6 protein-coding genes and 1 pseudogene are annotated in these 20,547 nt (G+C 71.6%); 5 read left to right on the top strand and 2 right to left on the bottom strand.

Annotation, left to right across the window (positions count from 1 at the left end; translation table 11 throughout):
• Positions 1 to 7: 7 nt before the first annotated feature.
• The 5 genes and pseudogenes from OHS58_RS18665 (at position 8) to OHS58_RS18645 (ending at position 18,394) form a co-directional block, all read left to right on the top strand.
• The gene (locus OHS58_RS18665) at positions 8 to 409 is read left to right on the top strand and encodes a YbaB/EbfC family nucleoid-associated protein (RefSeq protein ID WP_247050442.1); all 402 of its coding nucleotides are present in this window, start codon (positions 8 to 10) and stop codon (positions 407 to 409) included.
• A complete protein-coding gene (locus OHS58_RS18660) occupies positions 402 to 773 on the top strand; it encodes a hypothetical protein (RefSeq protein ID WP_247050444.1) in 372 nt (123 codons plus the stop codon). The genes OHS58_RS18665 and OHS58_RS18660 overlap by 8 nt, the downstream gene beginning before the upstream one ends.
• A 19-nt stretch (positions 774 to 792) precedes the next feature.
• Positions 793 to 1,131, top strand: a pseudogene (locus tag OHS58_RS48790) (WXG100-like domain-containing protein); the annotation flags it as partial.
• Positions 1,132 to 4,806: 3,675 nt separating this feature from the next.
• Entirely contained in the window at positions 4,807 to 17,898 is a 13,092-nt protein-coding gene (locus OHS58_RS18650; RefSeq protein WP_328649203.1) for a hypothetical protein, read from the top strand.
• Positions 17,888 to 18,394, top strand: a complete 507-nt coding sequence (locus OHS58_RS18645) for a type VII secretion system-associated protein (RefSeq protein ID WP_328649202.1) — start codon at positions 17,888 to 17,890, stop codon at positions 18,392 to 18,394. Before OHS58_RS18650 ends, OHS58_RS18645 begins: the two co-directional genes overlap by 11 nt.
• Before the next feature lie 68 nt (positions 18,395 to 18,462).
• Here OHS58_RS18645 and OHS58_RS18640 read toward each other — a convergent pair whose 3' ends face one another.
• Together OHS58_RS18640 and OHS58_RS18635 are read right to left on the bottom strand one after the other, a co-directional pair.
• On the bottom strand, positions 18,463 to 19,629 hold the full coding sequence (locus OHS58_RS18640) for a M20 family metallopeptidase (protein ID WP_328649201.1): 1,167 nt from the start codon (positions 19,627 to 19,629) through the stop codon (positions 18,463 to 18,465).
• Positions 19,626 to 20,513: a polysaccharide deacetylase family protein gene (locus OHS58_RS18635; RefSeq protein ID WP_328649200.1), complete on the bottom strand. Its 888-nt coding sequence runs from the start codon at positions 20,511 to 20,513 to the stop codon at positions 19,626 to 19,628. The genes OHS58_RS18640 and OHS58_RS18635 overlap by 4 nt, the downstream gene beginning before the upstream one ends.
• Between the last annotated feature and the right edge of the window lie 34 nt (positions 20,514 to 20,547).

Here is a 20,547-nt window from a genome sequence, read left to right as displayed (position 1 = left end):
AGGAGTCATGGCATCGCCCTACGAGAAGATGCTGGAGGACGCGCTCGGCGCGTACCAGCGGCAGCGCGAGAACCTCACCGCGACGAAGGAGCGGATCGACGAGGCCACCGGCACGGCGACGTCCGCGCGCCGCGAGGTGACCGCGACCGTCGGGCGCACCGGCGAGGTCACCGAGCTGACGTTCCCGACCAGCGCGTACAAGCGGATGGCGCCGGCCGAGCTGGCCGGGGTGATCGTCCGGACGATCGCGCAGGCGCGGCAGCAGGCGATCGACGCGTCGGCCGAACAGCTCGCGCCGATGCTGCCGCCGGGGTTCTCCGCGCGGGACCTGATGGCCGGGAAGGTCGACGTCGAAGCGTTGTTCGCCGCTCGCGTGCCGGGTTTCGAAGGAGGGACCGAGGATGACTGATCAGTTCTTCGTGGACGCCGACGGCCTCGATACGGGCCGCAACGGCTACCGCGAGAAGGCGACCGAGCTGGAGGCGCTGACGCAGCGCATCCAGGCGCTCGGCAGCTCCGGGCGCGTCTCCGAGGCGGCGGGTCACGACAAGAACGGCAACGCCTTCGCCCAGACGCACATGAAGGCGGTGGCGGAGATCCGCGACGGCGTCCGGCTGTGGGCGAAGGCCGTCGACGGCACGTCGGACGCGATCCACGACATGGCCGGCTCGTTCCGCGAAGCCGACCAGGGCGCGTTCGACATGGCGCGCGACCTGCAGAAGAACTTCCTGCAGCTGCAGGAAGACGTCTCGAAGCCGCCGGCTTCTTCGTAGTCCGGGGAGGTTACTCGCGATGAGCCTGATGGTGGATCCCAGCCTGAACTGGATCTTCTACATCATCGCGGGTGACGCCTGGCCGCAGGGCGACGAGGACAAGCTGCGCGAGCTGGCCGCGGAGTGGGACCAGGTCGCGCGCGACATCGCGGCGGCGGGCCAGGGTTTCAACCAGCTGTCGCAGCACGTGACGGCGAACGTCGGTGGCGACGTCCAGCAGAACTTCTCGGACTTCTCGCGCAACCTGAGCACGTTGGGCGCGGACTACGTCCAGCGCGCGCGAGCGCAGGCGGCGTCGCTGCGAGAGCAAGCGTTGAACGTCGAGAACGCCAAGTACGGCATGCTGATCTCGATCGCCGTGACGGCCGCGGAAGTGTTGTGGGCGTTGACGAACCCGTTCACGGCACCGCTGGTCCCGGAGATCATGGCGGCCGGCCGGACCGCGGTGGTGACGGTGCAGCGCACGCTCGTCCGGCGTCTGACGAGCCTGCTGGCCCGCATCGCCCGCGAGGCGGCGCAGGAGGCGGCCGAAGAGGTCGCGGAAGACATGCTGGCGCAGTTCATCCAGATCGCGCAGGGCAACCGCCACGGGTTCGACTGGAAGTCGATCGGCCAGTCGGCGGCCCTGGGCGCGGTCGGCGGCGCGTTCGCGCACGTGGCGGGCAACGGTCTCGGCAAGGTCGACGGCAAGTTCGGCACGAAGTTCTCGAAGAACGTCTGGGGCGAGGCGGGAAACGAGGCCGCGACGGAGGTGGTGGTCGGTTTAACGGGAGCGGCAGCCTTCGGCGGCGACCTGGACAGCTTGGGCTGGGGCGCGCTGAACGGAGGCTTGAGCGGCGCGGCGACGCACGGGGCACACCACGCGGGGGAGTCGCTGCACGACAAACTGACCGGGGGCGGGCCGGGGGCCGAAGGGGCCGGGCCCAAGGACGTCGGGGACGTGGGGTTCGACAAGGGGAACATCGGGCCGATCGACGCACCGCCCGCGCCGGGCTCGGGTTCCGGCGGTGGGTCCGGTTTGGGGAGCAGCGGTCCGGGTTCGGGTGGTCCTGGCTCCGGCGGGGCGGGTTCCGGGACGGGGGTTCCGTCTTCAGGTGGAGCGGGTTCCGGGACGGGTGGTCCGGGTTCGAGCGGGGCGGGTTCCGAGACGGGGGTTCCGGGTTCAGGCGGGGCGGGTTCGGGGACAGGCGGCCCGGCTCTGGGCGGGGCCGGTTCCGGGACGGGCGGCTCTGGTTCGGCCGGGAACGGCCCGGGTGCGGTTGGTACCGGTGGCCCCGCTCCTGGAGGGACGGGTACCGGAACCGGCGGGTCCGGTATGGGCGCGCCTGGTACCGGCGGAGCGGGGACTGGTTCGGCCGGTACGGGTGCGCCCCTTTCGAGTGGGACAGGCTCCGGTCCTGGAGCCGATACCGGCTCCGGCGAGCCTGGTTCGAGTGGAGCAGGTGCCGGTTCGAGTGGGTCCGATTCCGGGACGGGCGCAGGTGCAGGTGTCGGACCCGGTACGTCTGGTCATGACGGAACAGGCGCTGGTTCGAGCGGGGCCGGTGCAACTGTCGGTTCCGGCACGTCAGCTCCTGGCGGGTCGGGCTCCGGTGCCGGCTCGGCCGGGTCGAACGGGGCGGGTTCCGCTCCGGGCCCGTCGGCTTCCAACGGCTCCGGCGCAGGGAACGGCGCGCAGGGCATCGAAGGTGTCGGTGTCGGCACGGGTGGGATCGCCTCTCGGGCTGGTCAGCCAGATTCGACCGGCGTGGGTTCGGGTCAGCTCGGTACGGCTGGGGCGGGTTCGGGTCAGCCAGGTTCGACTAGCGCGGGTTGGGGTCAGCCCGGTCTGAGCGGCGCAGGTTTTGATCAGCCCGGTGCTGGTGGGGCGGGTGCTGCCCCCGGTCAGTCCGGTTCGAGCGGGCCCGGCGCGGGTTCTGGTCAGTCCGGCGCGAGTGGGGCCGGCGCCAACCCGGGTCAGGCCGGTTCGGGTGGGATCGGCTCCGGTCCAGGTGCATCCGGTTCGGCCGGGTTGGGGCAGGGTGCGGGCGGGTCCGGTTCCGGCGTCGGCACGAGTGGTTCGGGTGTGGGAACCGTAGCGGGCTCGACGGGTACCGGTGTCGCGGCGAGCGGTTCTGGGCCGTCCGAGGGTGTGGGCTCGTCCGGTTCCGGCACCTCGACGGGCGGCCCGGGCTCGACCGGAGTGGTGGGCTCCGGCACAGGCGTCCCGTCGGCGCCGGGTGGTTCCGGCCCGGGTACGGAAGGTGCGGTCGAGCAGGGTGCGACCGCACCTTCCCCAGGTCCCGCCGTCGGTTCAGCCGGGAGTCAGGGGCTGGGCACCGGCTCCGTGGGCACCAGTCCGGCGAGCCAAGGTCCCGGTGCGACGGGCACCAGCTCGACGGGCCAAGCAACCGGTGCCGGCCAGAACACGGGCACCAGCACAAACGGTTCGGCGAACTCGGTCACGGGCAACCCGTCCGGCCTAGGCCCCAACGGCTCCAGCGCGGTGACGCCTGTCGAAGCCCCGAGCAGCACCGGTGGCAGTGGCTCGCAAGACCAGAACGGCACTTCGAGCACGGCACCGCAGACTGCCACCGGCCCGGGTGCCACGGGGCCGGGCACGTCCGCCGGTACCGGAGCGACCCCGTCGGGATCCGGTGCCACGACCCCGGCAACCAGCGGCAACTCGGGTATCACCGCTCCCGGTTCCGGCCCGGGTGCGAACAGCGCAGGTATGAACTCGCCGGCCACGGGCAACTCGGGTATCTCCGCTCCCGGTAGCGGCCCGGGTGTGAATAGCGCAGGTATGAACTCGCCGGCCACGGGCAACTCGGGTATCTCCGCTCCCGGTAGCGGCCCGGGTGCGAACAGCGCAGGTACGAACCCGCCGGCTACGGGCAGTTCGAGCTACGGTGCTCCCGGTTCCGGACTGGGTACGAGTGGCACCGGCACGAACCTGTCCGCGACCGATGATTCACGTTTCGGTGCTCCGGGTACGAGTGGCACCGGTACCAACTCGTCCGCGAACGGCAACTCGAGTGCTGGTGCTCCCGGTACCGAGAGCACCAGCACGAACTCCTCCGCCACGGGCAGCCCGGGGAGCAACGCTTCCAGTACAACATCAAACCCGCCGGGGGCCGGCTCGCCCGGAACCGGGGTGAACAACACCGCGGGCAGCAATCCCGCACCCGGTCCTTCGAATGGGCGCTCGAACCCCACCGAAAGTGGACTGCCGGGACTCACCCCGCCGGACACTCATTCCTACACACCCGCGCCGCCGTCGGTGGCGGGAAGCGTAGGCGGGGTGGCTGCGGCAGGCTCGCCGACACCGGGCCCCACACCAAGCCTTCAGCAGCTGAACACCGGACCGGCGACCGACGGCGCTTCTGCGGCCAACGCCCACCCGACCCCCGATGTCGGAGCTGCCGAGGTCGGTCCCGGGTCTGGGACGGCCCAGACTGGTTCCGAGCCGACTACTGGAACCAGGCCGGCCCAGGGCAGCCCCGACCCGTCAACCGGTCCTGGACCGGTGAAGGCCGATTCACATCCGACGGTGGCCGCCGGGCCGATCAAGCCCGAGTCGACGACGGGTTCTGGACCGGTCGAGGGTGACGCCCGGCCGGTCACCGGGATTGGAACGGCGAAGCTCGGCTCCGAGTCGATCACGGGCTCAGGGGCGGATAAGGGCGATGCCCGGCCGACCAGCGGGAATGGAACGGCGAACGCCGGCCCCACGGCGACAGGATCGGCCAAGAGCAGTGTCGACCCGGCCTCGGCGATGGGAAGTGCCGAGCCTGTTCCCGAGCCGGTCGTCGGGACTGAGCCGGGTGGGGCGGTAACCGGGACGGCCAAGGGCGGTCCGCAGTCGGCCCTTGGGGTTGGGGCGGCCAAGGCCGGTCTTGAGACTGGGCCTACCAACGGTGGTCTCCGGTCGGTGACCGGGACTGGGCCGAGTGATGTAGGTCCCGGGGCGGCGACCGGGGCGAGCACGAGCGGTGCCGGCACGGCGGAGCCCCGCCCGGTTGTGCCGCCCTCGCCGATCGAGACTGATTCTGTGCCCCGCCTGGTCACGTCCGAAGGGGGCGCGGCCGCCAAGGATGGCGTGCAGTCCGCGGTCACCAGTGCGAACAGCGATCCGGGGGCCGAGAATGCCGTCAAGACGCCTGCGACCGGCCACCAGAGCCCGTCCCAGGCACCGCCCAAGGTCCACTCCGGACAGTCCACATCGGAGGCCACGAAGACAACCGACACCCGCCGTCGGGATGTCGCTCCGCCTGCGCGGCTGGTCTCCGAGCGGTTTGATCCTGCCAAGTCCATCTCGCAGCAGTTCGAAGGCGACGGCCTCAAGGACGGCGAACTCGACGGCGCCGTCACCCAGATCCGCTACGACGTCCGCCGCTACGAGACCGAGGACGGTGGCTGGGTCCGGGACTTCACCGTCCCGCTCGACCTGACCTCGAACTCCGGCTCGGTGACGTCCGAAGCCCGCGCTCAGCTAGCGAAGGACCTCCAAAAGCACCTCGACGCCACCGTCAATCAGGGAAATCAACTTCCCGGTGGTGACCAGCTGCACGTCACCGTTGACGTCCGGACTCCATTAGGGCCGGTCGACGGCGACTGGCAGAGCGACCGCAGCCGCGGCGTGCCCGTCGACGTTCACGACTCCACAGTGGATGGAGCCCGGCCGACCGATCAGACGCACTGGGACGTCCACGACGCCAAGACCGGGCTCACCCACGAGGTCATGCACTACCTCGGCCTCGGCGAGGGTTACCACGACGACCGGCTGCTGTTCCGCCGCGACGACCAGCCCGGCGTGATGGGGCCGGACGCCTGGACCGACTCGACGCTCACCGACCACAACCTCGCCAAGATCCAGGAGATCTCGGACACCGCGCCGATCCGCGACCATCATCTCGGCGACCCTGGCGTCACGTCCGCTCCGCGTTCCGAACCACCGTCAGGGCACACGAAACCGCCGTCGAATCACCACAGTCCGGCCAAGGCGCCCATCACCGTCAACACGGTGACCGTTGACGACCCGCATTCCGGGCAGGTGCTCGATCGGCGCGTTCTGCCGCCGCCGCAGCACACCGTTCTCGGCGTGCACGGCATGGATCCCGTGTTCGTCGGCGGGGACACGTCGCACGACAACTTCCGTGAGGCCGTCGCCGCCAGTCTGTCCGACAATGCGCCCAACGAGCACGCCCGGATCACTGCCGCTCTCGATGCCAACAAGAATGAAACGAACCTCGACGAGCTCGCTAAGGCCGCCGATGTTCAGGTTCATGTGCTTGATAGCCAGGGAAACTGGACCAGTCACGGCCCGGAGATCGGCCGTCCGGTCCACATCATCCAGACCACTGTGGACGGGAAGCCGACTTATCTCGGTACCAAGGAGAACGTCCACATCGGACGTCCACATGTGAGTTATCCCGGCTCGACCGTGCTGCGCACAGAAGAAGGCCGCAAGGTCGTGCACCGGGGCGAGTTCGAGATCGAGACGGTCAAGGGGCAGCACCACGTCCGTCTCTACACCGCGATCCTGACGCCGGCCGCGCGGGGCTCGGAGTTCAAGGACGTTCATCAGGACGCCGACGGCCACGTCCATCCGTTCAGTGGTGACGGTAAAGAGGGCTCGAAGATCTTCTGGGTCGGCGGCGGCCGGCCTCTGCGGGCTCTGCAGTGGACGGCGAAGTACGAGCACGACGTCAACCGCAAACCCGGGATGCAGCCCGTCCTGCGGTCGTTCCTCGTGCCGCTCGACACGTTCACGAAGGTCAGCGAGCAGGCCACCGTCGAGGCGCAGTCCCAGGGCAACAGTCTGTCGATGAACGTCGACCAGAACGGCGACACCAACCAGTTCGGCTTGCGTGGCAAAGACTTCGACGCGCTCCAGCAGCAGGCGCTCAAGGGGTCGCTCGTCACATACACCCCGGGTGGGCACGACCGGCAGATGCCCGACGTCGCGGGCCGGCAAGAGGATCTCGCCGACCTCTACCACCGGCTCGGCATCAGCCCGGACTTCGACTCCGCCGCCCTCGGGCGCGAGAACGACCCGTGGTTCAGCTGGACGCCGGACGGCCGCAAGTACTTCCGCAACGACCCCGCCGCGCTGCGCGGCCTCGCCCGGACGCTCGGAAACCATTACCACACCTGGAAGAACTCGCCCGACCTGTTCTTCAGCCCGGCCGGCGACAGCATTCCGGACGTCACCGGGCACGCGAGCCCGGACAGCAAGGCGCGCCGCACCGAGGAGATGAACGTCTTCCTCAACACCCACGGTCCCGGGCGCGCCATCGTCGGACAGCTCTCCGACGGGATCGGCGCCGCTATCGACACGGCTGTCCGGCAGCACGCTCCCGATGGCGTCCCGGTGGGTTCCAAGGAGCTGAAGGACGCCGTTCTCGGCGAGGTCAAGGACAGCCTGAAGCTGCCGAACCAGGTCCTGGCCGAGGCCATGGGCGACGCGCGGCGCGACACCCTCGACAACATCCGCGCCGCGATGACTACCGACCCGCAGGTGGCGGCGAAGGCCGCGGACGTCGTCACCAAGGCCGTCACCGACCGGCTGACCAACGAACTCGGCGACACCGGGACGTTCGGACCGGACGTCGCGAAGATCGTCCACCAGACCGTCCGCGAGCACTTCGACGAGCTCAAGGGCGCCCGGGGCACCCAGCTCGACGGCCTCAAGCAGGGCAAACGCGGCTACCTCAGCGGTCCGCGCGCCGAGGCGTTCACCAAGGGGATCGCCGACGACCTCGGCAAGAACGCCGGCCTCAAGAAGCTGCTCGCCAAGCCGGGCGTCACCATCGCGCCGGACGTCTTCGCCGCGCAGCTCAAGGCCCAGGTCGTCCCGAAGGCGATGCACCCGGTCACGAAGACGTCGCTGGCCGGCCTCGACGCCGACGCCCTGCGCGCCCACTTCCAGGCCAAGCAGAACGACGTCGCCGACGCGCTCGCCAAAGAACTCGGCCGCAAGAACGCGGGCAAGCTCGCCGACCCCGGCTTCCGGAAGAACCTCGCGAACGCCGTCGGCCCGGAGGTCCGCAACCCGGACCTGCTGCACAACGCCCGGTTCGACCCCGTCACCCACGAAGATGCCGACGCCTTCATGGACCGGCTGCCCGACTTCGCGACGCAGGCGGAGATCGGCTCGGCCATCGCCACCGACGAACGCCGGATCAAGGCCGACTTCGACACCCACGAGACCGACCTGACCGACGACGGGATCGCGGGCACGCCGTTCGCGAACGAGTTCGGCCGCTGGCAGGCCGAGCACACCCGCGGCTACACCCAGAAGAACGACCCGGCCGTGTTCGCCCGGCACCAAACCGCGGGTCACAACCTGGCCTCGACGATCGAGGACGCGCTGGCGGACCCGAAACCGGAGTCCGCCAAGAAGATCGTTGATCAACTGGTGTCCGATGTGGACTCTGATGGCACCTTGGCGCGCAAGTTCGCCGAGACCGTCAAGCCGCAGGCCGACGGCCGCCCGGACCGCGCGCCGGGGCAGACGAAGCCGAACACCTTCGGCGAGCACGCGCAGATGGTGCTCAACCAGTACCTCACCCTGACCCAGGGCCAGCCGGACGCCGGCCGGTTCGTGTCGCGGGACGCGATCGCGAAGGCGATCCTGTTCCACGACGCGGACAAGGTGAACTCCAAGAACCAGTACGGCGACGCCCAGGTCAGCCACGACCGCGAGCCGGAGCACCGCGGTGCGGTCCAGCACATGAACCGCCACGAAGGGCTCTGGGCGTCCAAGCGCGACTTCGAGATCGCGCGGGCGTTCGTCGACTCCGACCCGTTCGGCTTCTACTTCCGCGACCTGGGTGTGTCCGCAAAGGACGTTCACACGTTCGTCAAGGCGCTCGCCCACAAGGCGAAGACGCCGGACGGCCGCACGCCGAACGCGTCCGACGTGCGCGACCTGTTCCGTGAGTTCCACCAGTACTACCAGGCGGACTTCTCCTCCTACAGCCCGCAGGCGAAATTCGTCAACGACACCACCGGCGAGGTCCAGGACGGCTACGACAAGCTGACCGGCCTGGCCGTCGAGGGCGGCGATCACGTCCGGGTCCTCGGCGAGCACCGGTTCGCCTACTCGAACGACCCCCGCGACGGCGGGAAGACGCCGTACGAGCAGAAGTACCAGGAGCTGGCGAAGCTGTTCGACGACGCGGTGCACGACGGCACCGTGCTGGTCGGGGACGCCGATCCCGGCCCCGACGGCACCGACCGCGACTCGGCCCACGGCGTCCGCGCCGTCCACGAGACGAACCCGCAGGCCAAGCCCGCCGTGCTCGCCCGCGTCAAGCCGCGCGATTTCAGCGAGAACGAAACCCGCGCGATCGACGACGCCCTGAAGCACTACGCCCCGATCCTCGGCGAGCGCCGGGCGAACTCGAGCCGCGCGCACGCCGAGCAGGAGGTCCGGCACTTCGCGGCCGTGTCGTTCGGCGTCGAACGCGGCCAGATCGCGCCGACGGCCCGCGCGGAGTACCTCGCCTCGCACGGGACCGTGAACCTCTACGCGATGGGCGTGATCAACAGGGAATTCGGCGGCGGCCACCGCGGCATCGAGGGCACGGTCACCCACGAACTCGCCCACGGCCTGCTCTCCTACGCCCTCGACGACTACGGCAAGCACGTCGGCAGCTGGAACGCCGACGGCTCGCCGCACCGCGAGCCCGGCGGCGAACCGCCGGCCGACCCGAAGATCCGTGACGATGTCGCCGACTTCAAGGCCGCTCTCAAGTCCCACCTGCTGGACCCGGACGGCTTCGCGACGCGCTCGCCGCGCCGCTCGGAGTTCGTGACCCGGCTGGCCCAAGCCCACCCGGACGTCTTCACCCGGCTCGAGAACGAGCTGTCCGGCAAGGCCGCCGAGCGGATCTTCAAGGAAGTCAAGGGAAGCCAGGCCGAGTTCAACGTCCACACCGGACACTGGGACGCCGACGGCTACCCGGCGTTCGCCGGCGAACGCCCGATCAGCAAGTACGGCGCGACCAACGTCCACGAGGACATGGCCGAGACGGCCAAGTACTACTTCATGGACCCGGATCACCTGCGGCAGCACGCGCCGCAGCGGGCCGGGTTCTTCGACCGGCTCATCGCCGGCTGGGACCCGGCGCACCGCGACGACGTCCTGGTCGACGACGCACCCGACACCCGGCCGCTCCGGGCCCGGCTGCCCGAGTACGCCCGCGACGGCCGCGCGCTCGGAGCCCTCGCCCCGGTCGACGTCCGGGGCGCCGACGAGGTCGGCACGCGGATCGCGCAGCTGCTGAGCCCGCTGGCCGGCGGCCGGCCCGAGGGCGTCGACGCCATCACCGGCTCGCTCAAGGGCGGCGGCTTCGAGTCGTTCCTCGGCGCGGGCAAGGCATCGATGGTGCGAGTGGGGGAGAAGTGGTTCGAGGTCCGCGTCCAGGCCGAGCCGGACCTGGCCTCGGTTGCCGCGGACCGGATCACCGACGCGACGCCCGCGGCCGGCGACGTCACCAACAAGCACGAGACCACGCACGGCGACCCGAACGCCGACACGACGACGGGCAGCGTCGGCACGTCGGTGTTCTGGCTGTTCCCGGCCGGGCCGTACGCCTCGGTCGGCGCCTCGGCGCAGCTCGCGTCGCCCGCCGTCGAGCACACCTCGACCAGCACCGGCACCGAGCAGCGGGTCATCCGCTCGGCCGGTGACCTGCGGAACGCCGACGTCCCGGTGAAGTACCGGATCACCGTCACCACCCAGACCGGCGGGCAGACCGGGTCCGAAGTGGACGGCAGCGTCCGGCTCCTGGTGCCCACCGACCTCGCCGGCCTGGAGACCCACGACCACCAGGACACCACCCCGCGCGACGACTGGGCCGAGCGCGTCGAGTTCCTCGCGCCGGAAGCCGTGCTCCTCGACGAGCAGGCGTTCTTCGACCAGGTCAGCGGCAAGCTGCACCCGTCGGTGACCAAGTTCGGCGCGCCGGGCCGCACGGCGCTGCGCGAGTTCGTCAGCGGTGGCGGCCTGCGGCAGGTGCTCGGCACCGCGCTGTCCGGCTCGCCCGTGGTGTCGAACGACCTGGCCAGCCCGCACGGCAGCTACCGCGAGGCGATCGAGCTGCGGGCGAAGCCGACCGGCGTCGAGCTGCTCGGCACCGTGCCCGGCGACTCCGAGGTGAAGCTCACGGACTCCTCCGTCGCGGGTGGCAGCACGTCGGCGGCGTCCAGGTCCGGCGGTGACGTCAACGGGATCTTCGGCGGCGGCGCCTACATCCCCGGCGCCGTCGGCGGGGTCGCCGGCGTCAGCGCGAGCGCGTCGGCCAAGGTCACGCAGACGTCGCAGAGCGGCACGAGCGTCACCACCAAGACCAACCTGAACGCCAAGGGCGACATCGGGCTGTACAAGGTGACCGTGGACCTCGCGGTGACGACGTCGAGCGGCGAGACCGTCACCGTGCCGGCCACCGCGTATGTCCGAATGGGACTGCCGGAGGCGAAGGCGCAAGGCCTTCCGGTGCCGGACGGCACGCGCGACAAGGTCACGCCGGGGGAGAAGCGGTTCGAGCCGCCGTACCTCGCCGCGGCCGCGGCGGCCGGGCACGTCCGCGCGGGCACCTTCACCCCGGCGACGAAGGTCCAGGCCCAGATCGAGAACACCCTGCGCGAACGCCCGGGCTTCGCGAAGTTCCTGCCGCGCTTCGACAAGCTCCAGCGCGACGTCTCGAAGGGCTCCGGCGCCGACACCGCCGAACGGCTGGGCAACCTCCGCAAGATCACCGCGAACTTCTCGCCGGCCGCGCTGCGGTCCAAAATGGACGATCTGCTCGGGCCGGGCGTGTCGACGCAGCTCAAGCGGCGCGGCCTGTTCACCGACGAGTACCTGAGCGTCACGGTCAAGGCGAAGCTGTCGCCGGGCCGGCACCTCGGTCAGGCCACCGGCCGGTCGGTCAAGGGCAGCACCGCGACGTCAACCACCCTAAGCAGCAGCACGACGACCGAGAAGGGCTGGAGCGTCGGGCTCGAAGGCCGGATGATGATCCCGAAGACGACGCCGCTGACGTCGCTCGGCATCAGCCCGACCGTCACGCCGGTGCAGTACTCCGACACCACGACCTGGAAGAACTCCGGCGGCCCCACCACCACGACGACCACCGGTGTCGGCGGCAGCCCGGACGCGCAGGTCTTCGAGCACGACGTCGAGTTCGAGGTCGAGATCACCAGCCACACCCGCCACCGCCCGTGGGTGAAGAAGCTGACGCCCGGATCGCCGTTCCGCCAGACGCCGCGAGTGTCCACAGTGGCCAAGACCGGCGACGGCCTGCCTAAGATCGCCGGCCAGGTCGACCTCTGGGTCAGCGACGGCTCGGCGCCGAAGACCGACCCGACGCGGTTCGCGCCCGGCAAACCCACGGCCGTCGACCTGGAGACCGCTCCGAAGCTCGACCCGCTGCTCGGAGCCGACCGGCCGCCCGCGCCGAAGTTCCTGCACGTCGAGGCCGTCGCGAACACCGAAGCCCTGCGGGACGAAGCTGTCCGTCAGCTCGGCCGGGCCGCGGGCGGCGACGGCGTCCTCGGCCTGCCCGGCGGCGAAGCCCGCAAGCGGATCGACCGGATGTTCTCGCCGCAGACGTTCCGCTCCGGCCTCCCCCGCTTCCTGCGCCAAGGCGCGCGCTCGGGCGGGTTCCGCTACGAACGCCGCGTCGCCGACCGCGTCGGCGGGCTCGGGATGAACGTCGAGCTGAGCAACCCGAAGCTCGTCATGACCTCCGAAGCGGGCGGCAGCGACACGACGTTCGCCGGCGGCACCAAGGCGGGGTACGAGAAGTCCCGCAAGCAGGCCGTCGAGGCGAACGCCCAGTTCGGCATGACCATCCGGGCCGACGGCAGCGACCCGCACGGCCAGGGTCAGCTGTACACCTCGGCCAAGTGGAGCCCGTGGAGCCGCACGAAGGGCACGTCGGCCGAGCTGAGCGCGAGCGTCGACCACGTCCGTCGCGCGCCGTCCGACAGCCGGACGGTGCTGGTGCAGTACGACGCCGACGTGCGGCTCGTCGCCGAGACGCGCCAGGAGAGCGTGGTCAACGGCGGCAAGTCACGGGCCGGGGCCGACGTCAAGCTGCCGGGCGCGGTGTTCGTCCGGATGACCGAGGACCAGGCCCGCGAGCAGGGTCTGCTCCCGTCGGTCGAGCCGCGCACCCCGGCGCCCGGCACGCTCACCGCGCCCGCCCTGGTCGGCGGCACGTCGAGTGCGCTGGGCGCGGCCGTCGTCGAGGACGCGCCGGACCTCAGCGGACTCATCCGCGACGCGCGCGCGACCCTCGGCAAGACCGGTGACCGGCTGCTGCCGAAGTCCGTTTTGGACGACTCGATGAACAACCTGCAGCGGATGCTGGACGCGGCGTCACCGGAGAGCGTGACGTCTCTTGTGGACGGTGCGCTCGACGGCGGCGTGCCGCTCGTCCTGCACGACCCGGGCGTCGTCACCACCGACACCTACCAGGTGCTGCTCAAGGCGCGCGTCACCGAGACCGGGTTCCTGGACGTCGCGCACGACGGCAGCGAGATCGACCACGCCGTCAGCGCGACCGCGACGGCCAAGGAGAACGCGGGCCGCGGCTCGTCCTACGGCGGCCAGTTCCGCGGCGCCGGACGCGGCCTCTTCACCGACAGCCACGCGAAGGTCAGCGGTTACGACGGTGTCTACAAGGGAGTGTCCGGGACCCGCACCAGGACCGACCAGACGACCGCCACCGATACCAAGACGACGTCGAAGACGGCGTCCTCGAGCGGGCCCGCGGTGCGGTACCGCGCGAAGGTGACGTTCGACCTGGCCGTCACGCGCGGCGACAAGACCTTCCCGGTCACCTCGCACGACGCCGACCTCGTCGTCCGGGCGGCAGCCGACGACCAGAAGATCACCACCGGGGCCGCGCCGAAGGACCACAACGCGGCGGCGACGAACGTCAAGGCCTTCACCGACGCCGACCTGAGGACCTGGCAGGACGGCGGGCACGGCGCGCTGCCGGCGTCGGCGACGACCGAAGGCCTGCGCGGGGCCGCCGAGGTGCGCGCGGCCGCCCGGCAGGCCCTGCGGACCGCCGGCGCCCGCGACGGCCTGATCGGCAACACCACCCTCGCGCCCGCCGTCACCAACGAGATGCTCCAGGCGAACCTGCCCGACCTGGTCAAGGGCCCCCTGGACGTCCCTGAGCTGCACGAAGCCGCCGTGCTGCGCAACGGCCACGGCACGGTCAAGGTCTACGCGCGGGTCGTCAACCCGAAGCTCGCCGGGCTGAGCGACAGCGTGAAACTGGAGCACTCGGCGACCGAGACGGCGACCTTCACCGGCGAGGCCAAGGCCTCGTCGAGTTCCGAGCAGCAGCACAACCTCGGCGGTGGCGGGGTCACCGACCCCGGGCAGAACGCGCACTCGTGGGGCGGCCTCGACACCCGCTCGCCCGACGCGAGCACCGACCCGACGTCGTCGACGTCCGCCGGCGACCGGTCGGTGACCGGCAAGCCGAAGGGCCGCACCGGGCTGGTCGGCTTCGACGTCGAGTACCGCGTGGTCGCCGACCTCGGTGGCGGCCGGACCGCGGCGGTCGAGGTGAAGGTGCCGTCGTCGGCCCTGGTCCGGATGACCGACGCCGACGTCGAGGCGTTCCTGCAGGCGAAGCTGCCGGACACGCTGAGCCGGGCCCAGGACGCGGTGAAGGACGCCGCCGAGGCGTGGCGCACCGCCGAAGAGGCCGTCGACCAGGCGCAACGCGGTGCCGACGACCGGTGGCTCGATCAGCGCGAAGGCGCGCGTCGATTGGCCGAAGACGGCCCGGCGCTCGGCGTCGACACCTCGACCGACGCCGTCCAGGCCCTGCGTGACGCGCTGGCCGCGGCGGAGACCGACGCGCGTGACGCCGGGGCGCGGCTGCGCGCGGGCAACGCGGAGATCTCGCGGCTGAACGACGTCGCCGACCAGGCGCTCACCCTGGCCGGGGCCGCCGAACCCGGCTCCGACGAGCAGCGCGCTCTCCTCGCCACGCGCGGGAAGGCCTTGGAGGACGCGGCGGCGATCCGGGCCGCGCAGCCGGAGCTGACCCGGGCTCGCGGTGCGGCGCAGGATCGGGCCGAACGGCTCGCCGCCGTGCTCGACGACCACCGCAACGACCGCGCCGACCAGATCTCCCGCCGGGACGCCGCGCTCGACGACGTCGTCGAGGCCCGGCGTCGGGCCGATGAGGCCCGGCAGGCGTGGTGGGACGCCAAGCGGGAGCTGGACCGGCAGGTCGACGCGTTCGATCCGTCTACTGTGGACGCTGTGCTGGCGCAGGACACCGTGACCGGCGTCGACACCGGGACCGGCCTGCCGTACGACTTCGACGTCTCCCAGATCGAGGCGCGTCCGGTCACCGACCGGTCCGGCCGGGTCGTCGCGGTGTCGTTCCTGCCCGCCGCCGAGCACACCGCGGACATCGAACGCGACTGGGCGGACGACCACTCCGACACTGTCGGTTCCCTGCCCGAAGGCGCGACGCCGGAGCGGACCGCGCCGCTGCTGCGTGACGCCCGGGAGAACGGCGCGAAGCCGGACCTCGACGGACGCGCGTTCGGCGAGTGGGCGTCGCAGAGCCCCGCGCCGTGGGATTCGAGCACGCTGTTCGTCATGGCGCACGGCCGGCCGCAGTCGGTGAAGCTCACGCTGCTGAGCGGGCGGACCGTGCGCGTCGACGGCGCGTCGTTCGCGAAGATCCTCGCCGCGTCGAAACCGTTCGCGCAGGCGGCCGGGTCCGCGCGGCCGTCGATCACGCTCATCGCGTGCGCCACCGGCAAGCTCGACGGCCCGGGCGGTGTCGCCCACGACTTCCAGCGGGCGCTGTCCGAGCTGGGCGGCCCGCTGCAGGTGCACGCGCCGACCGAGCCGGCGCTGTTCGGCCGCCCGTCGGCGACCCTGGGCCAGGCGACCGGCGCCACGCACGGCTTCACGACTGTGACCGACGGCGGGCACTTCGCGACCTTCGGTGAGCGGTTCAGGGGAGAACTGGCCGATCAGCCGGGGACCACCGTCGAGTTCGACGCGCCCGCCGCGACGCCGCTGCTGGACGCGTCCGGCGAGGTTCGCGGCGTCAGTTTCCTCGAGCCGGACGAGGCGGCGAAGGTGCAGGCCTGGCTGTCGCAGACCACCGGCGAGAACCTCATCGTCGAAGCCGCGCCGGACGAGATGCGCGAGTTCGCGTCGGGCGCGCAGCCGTCGTTGCGCGGTCGCGGGCCAGGCGAGGGCGGCGTGCTGGTCCGCGCGCCGTGGGCCGACGAACTGGCGCGGGGGAAAACGTTCCTCGTCACCGGGCACGGTGAGGAGACCTGCGCCAAGGTCTTCGCCCGGGTCGACGGCGAGCGTCGCGCGGTGTTCGTCGATGGCGCCACTCTCGCTCGGCTGGTGACGTCTTCCTTTGGTTCCGCGCGACCGGAATCGGTGACGCTCTTCCCGTGCGCGGCCGGACGTCGTCCCGGGCCGGGTGGGGTCGCTTTCGACTTCCACGCGGCTTCCGGCCTGCCGGTGCACGCGGCCACGGACTCGGTGCTCGCCAACCGCCGTGGTGACGACGAGCCGTCGGCGCCGCTGTTCGGCGCCACCGACGACGCGTTCACGGCCGTCGTCCGCGGCGGGCACTGGACGACGTTCGGGAAGCCCGTCGACACCGCGGCGGTCGTCGAAGAGCTGGCCGAGGCGCTGGGCAAGGACTGGCAGTACGCGCGCCCGGAGCCTGCCTCAGGACTGGTGTCGCTGGCCGATCGCGCCCGGACTCTCGAGGTGGTGCGGGAAGCCGTCGCGACGACCCTCGCGCTGCGCGACCCCGCGCCGGTGCTGGCGCAACACGAACAGCCCGACGTCGTCCGCGCGGTCGTCGACCGGCATCTCGGGCACCGGGACACCGGCCTGGCCGCGGGGGCGCGTGAACTCGCGCGGGCGGTGCTCGTGGCCGACACCGGCGACGGTCCGTTGCCCGCCATCAGCGTCACCGGCACCGGTGCCGGTTCAGTCGCGAAGGCCTTGGCCGGGCACCTCGGCGAGGCCCTCGCGCACGACGTCCTGGCGCGCGTGCCAGTGAAGATCCGTGGCGGCGAGGGCGGGCACGTCGAGATTTCCTTCGCCTCGACGCGGCTGCGGATCGACCCGGCGGTCGGGGAGATCGTCGGGCAGCTCCGGTCGGGGCTGCCGGTGTTGCGTTTGGACAGTGTCGCGGACGTCGTGGAGTCGCACGAGAATCCCGGTCTACTGTGGACGTCGGTGCTGACTCAGGTCGCGACGTCACCGGATTTCGACGGTGTCACGCACGTCGTCGACCGGCGGTTCGATACGGTGTCCGAGAAGTGGCGGCCAGTCGGACCGTCCATTCGGGACTTCTTCCCGAGCGTGGGCAGGGGCGAGTGGCGGGACGGCTTGGTGTATCGGCCTTTGGCTCCGAGCACCTCTGCTGTGGAAACGCCTCGTACGCTCGCCGAGTCTATTGTGGAGCATCTCGGCGACGGCCTGCCCGCGCCCGTTGTTCCGGACGCGCTGATGGCTGATGTCCAAAGTGAACTGATCGCGTTGACTCCGCCGGGTGCGGCGCCGTTTGTAGTCGATGGCGCCTTGAGTCCGGCCGACGCCGCGGCCACGGTCGGGCTGGCCGAGGAGTTCGCGTTGCTGCAGCTGCACGGCGTCACCGACACCGTCGTCGGCCGGGACGACGTCCTGGAGATCGCGGCCCGGGTGGCCGGCGGCCTGGACGTCGGCGCCGCCGCGGACGCCATCGACGCCCTGGCCCGGCACGGAGCGTTGCGGCCGGGACTGGTGACCGTCGCGATGGACGCCGTCCTGGCGTCGCCGGACGTCGAGACGCGGGCCGGCGCGGTCGCGGCGGTGATCCGGGAGCAGGCCGAGGGTGATCTGCCGATCGGGGTCATGCGCGAAGCGGTGCGTGGCGCGGTGGACGACCCCGAGCCCACGCGGCGCGCGTTGTGGTTGATGCGGCGGTTCCGGGTCACGAACCTCGCGTGGCTCTACCGGTGGCGGATCGCGGAGGGCGTGCGACGCTATCAGGAACAGGAGAAGGCGGCGTCGGAACGATCGGCCCGGTTGACGGCCGCGGTGGGAGGGGTGCGTGATGACGGCTGAGAAGTGGGTGCTGCTGGTCGATCCGGCGTGGCCCCCGGTGCCGTCGGCGCCCGACCGGACCCACGTGGTCGGCGGCTGGCCGGCCGCGGCGGACGGCTCGATCGGCGACTTCGAGCCGAACCCGGAGTACGTGCCGTCGGGCCCGGACAGCCCGGCGGACCCGCTGGACGCGGTCCTGCGGCTGCTGGCCGTGGGTGACGCGGAGTTCGCCCAGGTGGCGTCGGTGTTCCGCCAGGTCAAGACGGCGGTGGCGCTGGACGCGTCGGGCGCACCCTTGACGGCACCGTCGCCCGACGGCGTCCCGTGCCTGCTGGTCGCGACGGCGCCCGCCCACCGCCACCGGGTCCGGACGGCGGGCTGGCGGGCGGTGGACGCGGCGGAGCTGGCGGCGCTGCTGGCGGACCGCCCGGGCACGGACCTGCTGCTCAACCCGGGCGCGGTCGGCTGCACCCGCCTGCCGGCGGCGACGGTCCAGGACCTCACCTCGCGCCCGTAAAACTTGAAGTCCGTGAATGCCACATCGAGGGACACTAGGTCTCTCAATGTGGCATTCACGGACTTGGCTTAGTCCGCCGGACCGCCTGGGGTCACCGGGCTTTCGCCGAGGCGGTGCAGGACGGCGGCCGCCAGGGCTGTTCGTTCCAGCATCCCCTCGACGCTGATGTGCTCGTGCCGCGCGTGCGCGCCGTCGCCGACCGCGCCGAAGCCGTCCAGGACCGGGTGGCCCAGCGCCGCCACGAAGTTGCCGTCGCTGGCTCCGCCCACCGAGCACTCAGCCAACGTGACGCCCAGCTCCGCCGCCGTCGCGCGGGCCAGGTGGTACAGCTCCGCCGTTGCCGGGGAACGCTCCATCACCGGGCGGTTCCAGCCGCCCTCCACCACGAGCGTCGCGCGGGGGTCGTGGGCCGTCAGCGCCGCCAGGCCCGCGTCGATGCGGGACGCCTCCGCCGCGCTCGACACGCGCACGTCGACCTCGCCGGACGCCGCCCCCGCGATCACGTTCTGCCTGGTCCCGCCGGAGATCACGCCGACGTTGACCGTCGTCCCGGCAGCCGGGTCGGCCAGCGCGTGCAGGGCCAGGACCGCCCGGGCCAGCTCGTCGATCGCGCTCGCGCCCTTCGCCGGGTCCAGTCCGGCATGGGACTCGACGCCGGTGGCGCGCACGCGGAACAGGCCGACGCCCTTGCGCGCGGTCTTCACCGCGCCGGCCGCGCTCGCCTCGAACACCAGCGTCGCGCGGGTGCCCGCCGCGGCCTCCTCGATCACCGGCCGGGACGCCGGGCTGCCGATCTCCTCGTCGCCGTTGAGGACCAGCCGGACGGCCGGGCGGGGGAGCCCGGCGGCGTCGAGCGCGCGCAGCGCCCACACCGCGTGGACCAGGCCCGACTTCATGTCGAAGATCCCCGGCCCGGTCGCTCGGTCGCCGTCCACCGTGAACGGCCAGTCCGCGAGCGTCCCGAGCGGCCACACCGTGTCGTAGTGCGCCAGCACGAGCACCGGCTGACCGGCACCCGGGTAGTCGTAGACCTTGACGTCGCCGTGGACGCCGCCGTCGACGTCGCGCACCGACGCGGGCGGGCCCAGCCGCTCGCGCAGCCAGCCGTCCACCCAGGACAGTCCCCGCGCGAGGCATTCCTTGTCGTCACTGGGAGTCTCGATGCCGACGTAAGCGGCGACGTCGGCCAGCAGTTCGTCGCGATGGGCGCGCACCCACTCGTGCAGGATCGTCACGGCAGCTCCCCGAGAACGTGGTCGACGACCTGGGCGTGGGTGGCGAACCAGACGCCGTCGTGGCCGGTGATGTGGTCGAGCAGCTCGGTGAGGATCGCGATCCGCGAGCGGTGCCCGATGATGTGCGGGTGCATGGTGAGCTGGAACAGGCCGCCGTCGGCGTAGGCCGCGTCGAACTCGTCGCGCCAGATCGAGAGCACCCCGCGTGGTGGCGTGTAGGGCCGCAGGGCGGCGAAGCGGTCCATCATGAAGTACGGCGCGTCGTCGCGGATCCACTCCACCGGCAGCTCGACGACGCCGGTGGGCTCGCCGTGTTCGAGGAGCTCGTAGCAGTCGTCGTCGGCCATCAGCGACGAGTCGTACCGCAGGCCCAGCTCGCGCGTGATGGCCAGGGTGTGCGCGGAGAAGTCCCACGACGGCGTCCGGATGCCGACCGGCCGGGTGCCCGCGAGCCGTTCCAGGACGTCGGCGGCGCGGAAGGCGAGGTCACGCTCTTCGGCCTCGGTGAGGGCGGTGTTGCATTCGTGGATCCAGCCGTGCAGCGCGACTTCGTGCCCGTTGTCCACATAGGACTGTACTTCGCCGTCGTGCAGCAACGCCGAGACCGCGGGCACGAAGAAGGACGCCGGCGCGGAGTACCGCTCGAGGAGCCGCAGCAACCGCGGCACGCCGACGCGCGCGCCGTACTCGCCCTGCGCCAGCTTGCCGGGCAGCACGTCGCCGTCGCGCAACGCGGGCGTCTCGTGGTCGGAGTCGAACGACAGCGCCACGGCCACCTTCGCGCCGCCGGGCCACGACGCGGGCCGCAGCGAGCGGCCCGCCCGGACGTGCTCGACGTGCCCGCGCCACGTCGATTCGTCCCACCGCCAGGGTTGTCCGGTCATGCGTCCTCCAGGGCGGCGGGCTTGCGCGTCTCGA

Source organism: Amycolatopsis sp. NBC_00348 (assembly GCF_036114655.1).
Taxonomy (GTDB): Bacteria; Actinomycetota; Actinomycetes; order Mycobacteriales; family Pseudonocardiaceae; genus Amycolatopsis.
Note: the sequence above shows the minus strand (reverse complement) of the source record. Positions and strands in the feature narration are given on the sequence as shown.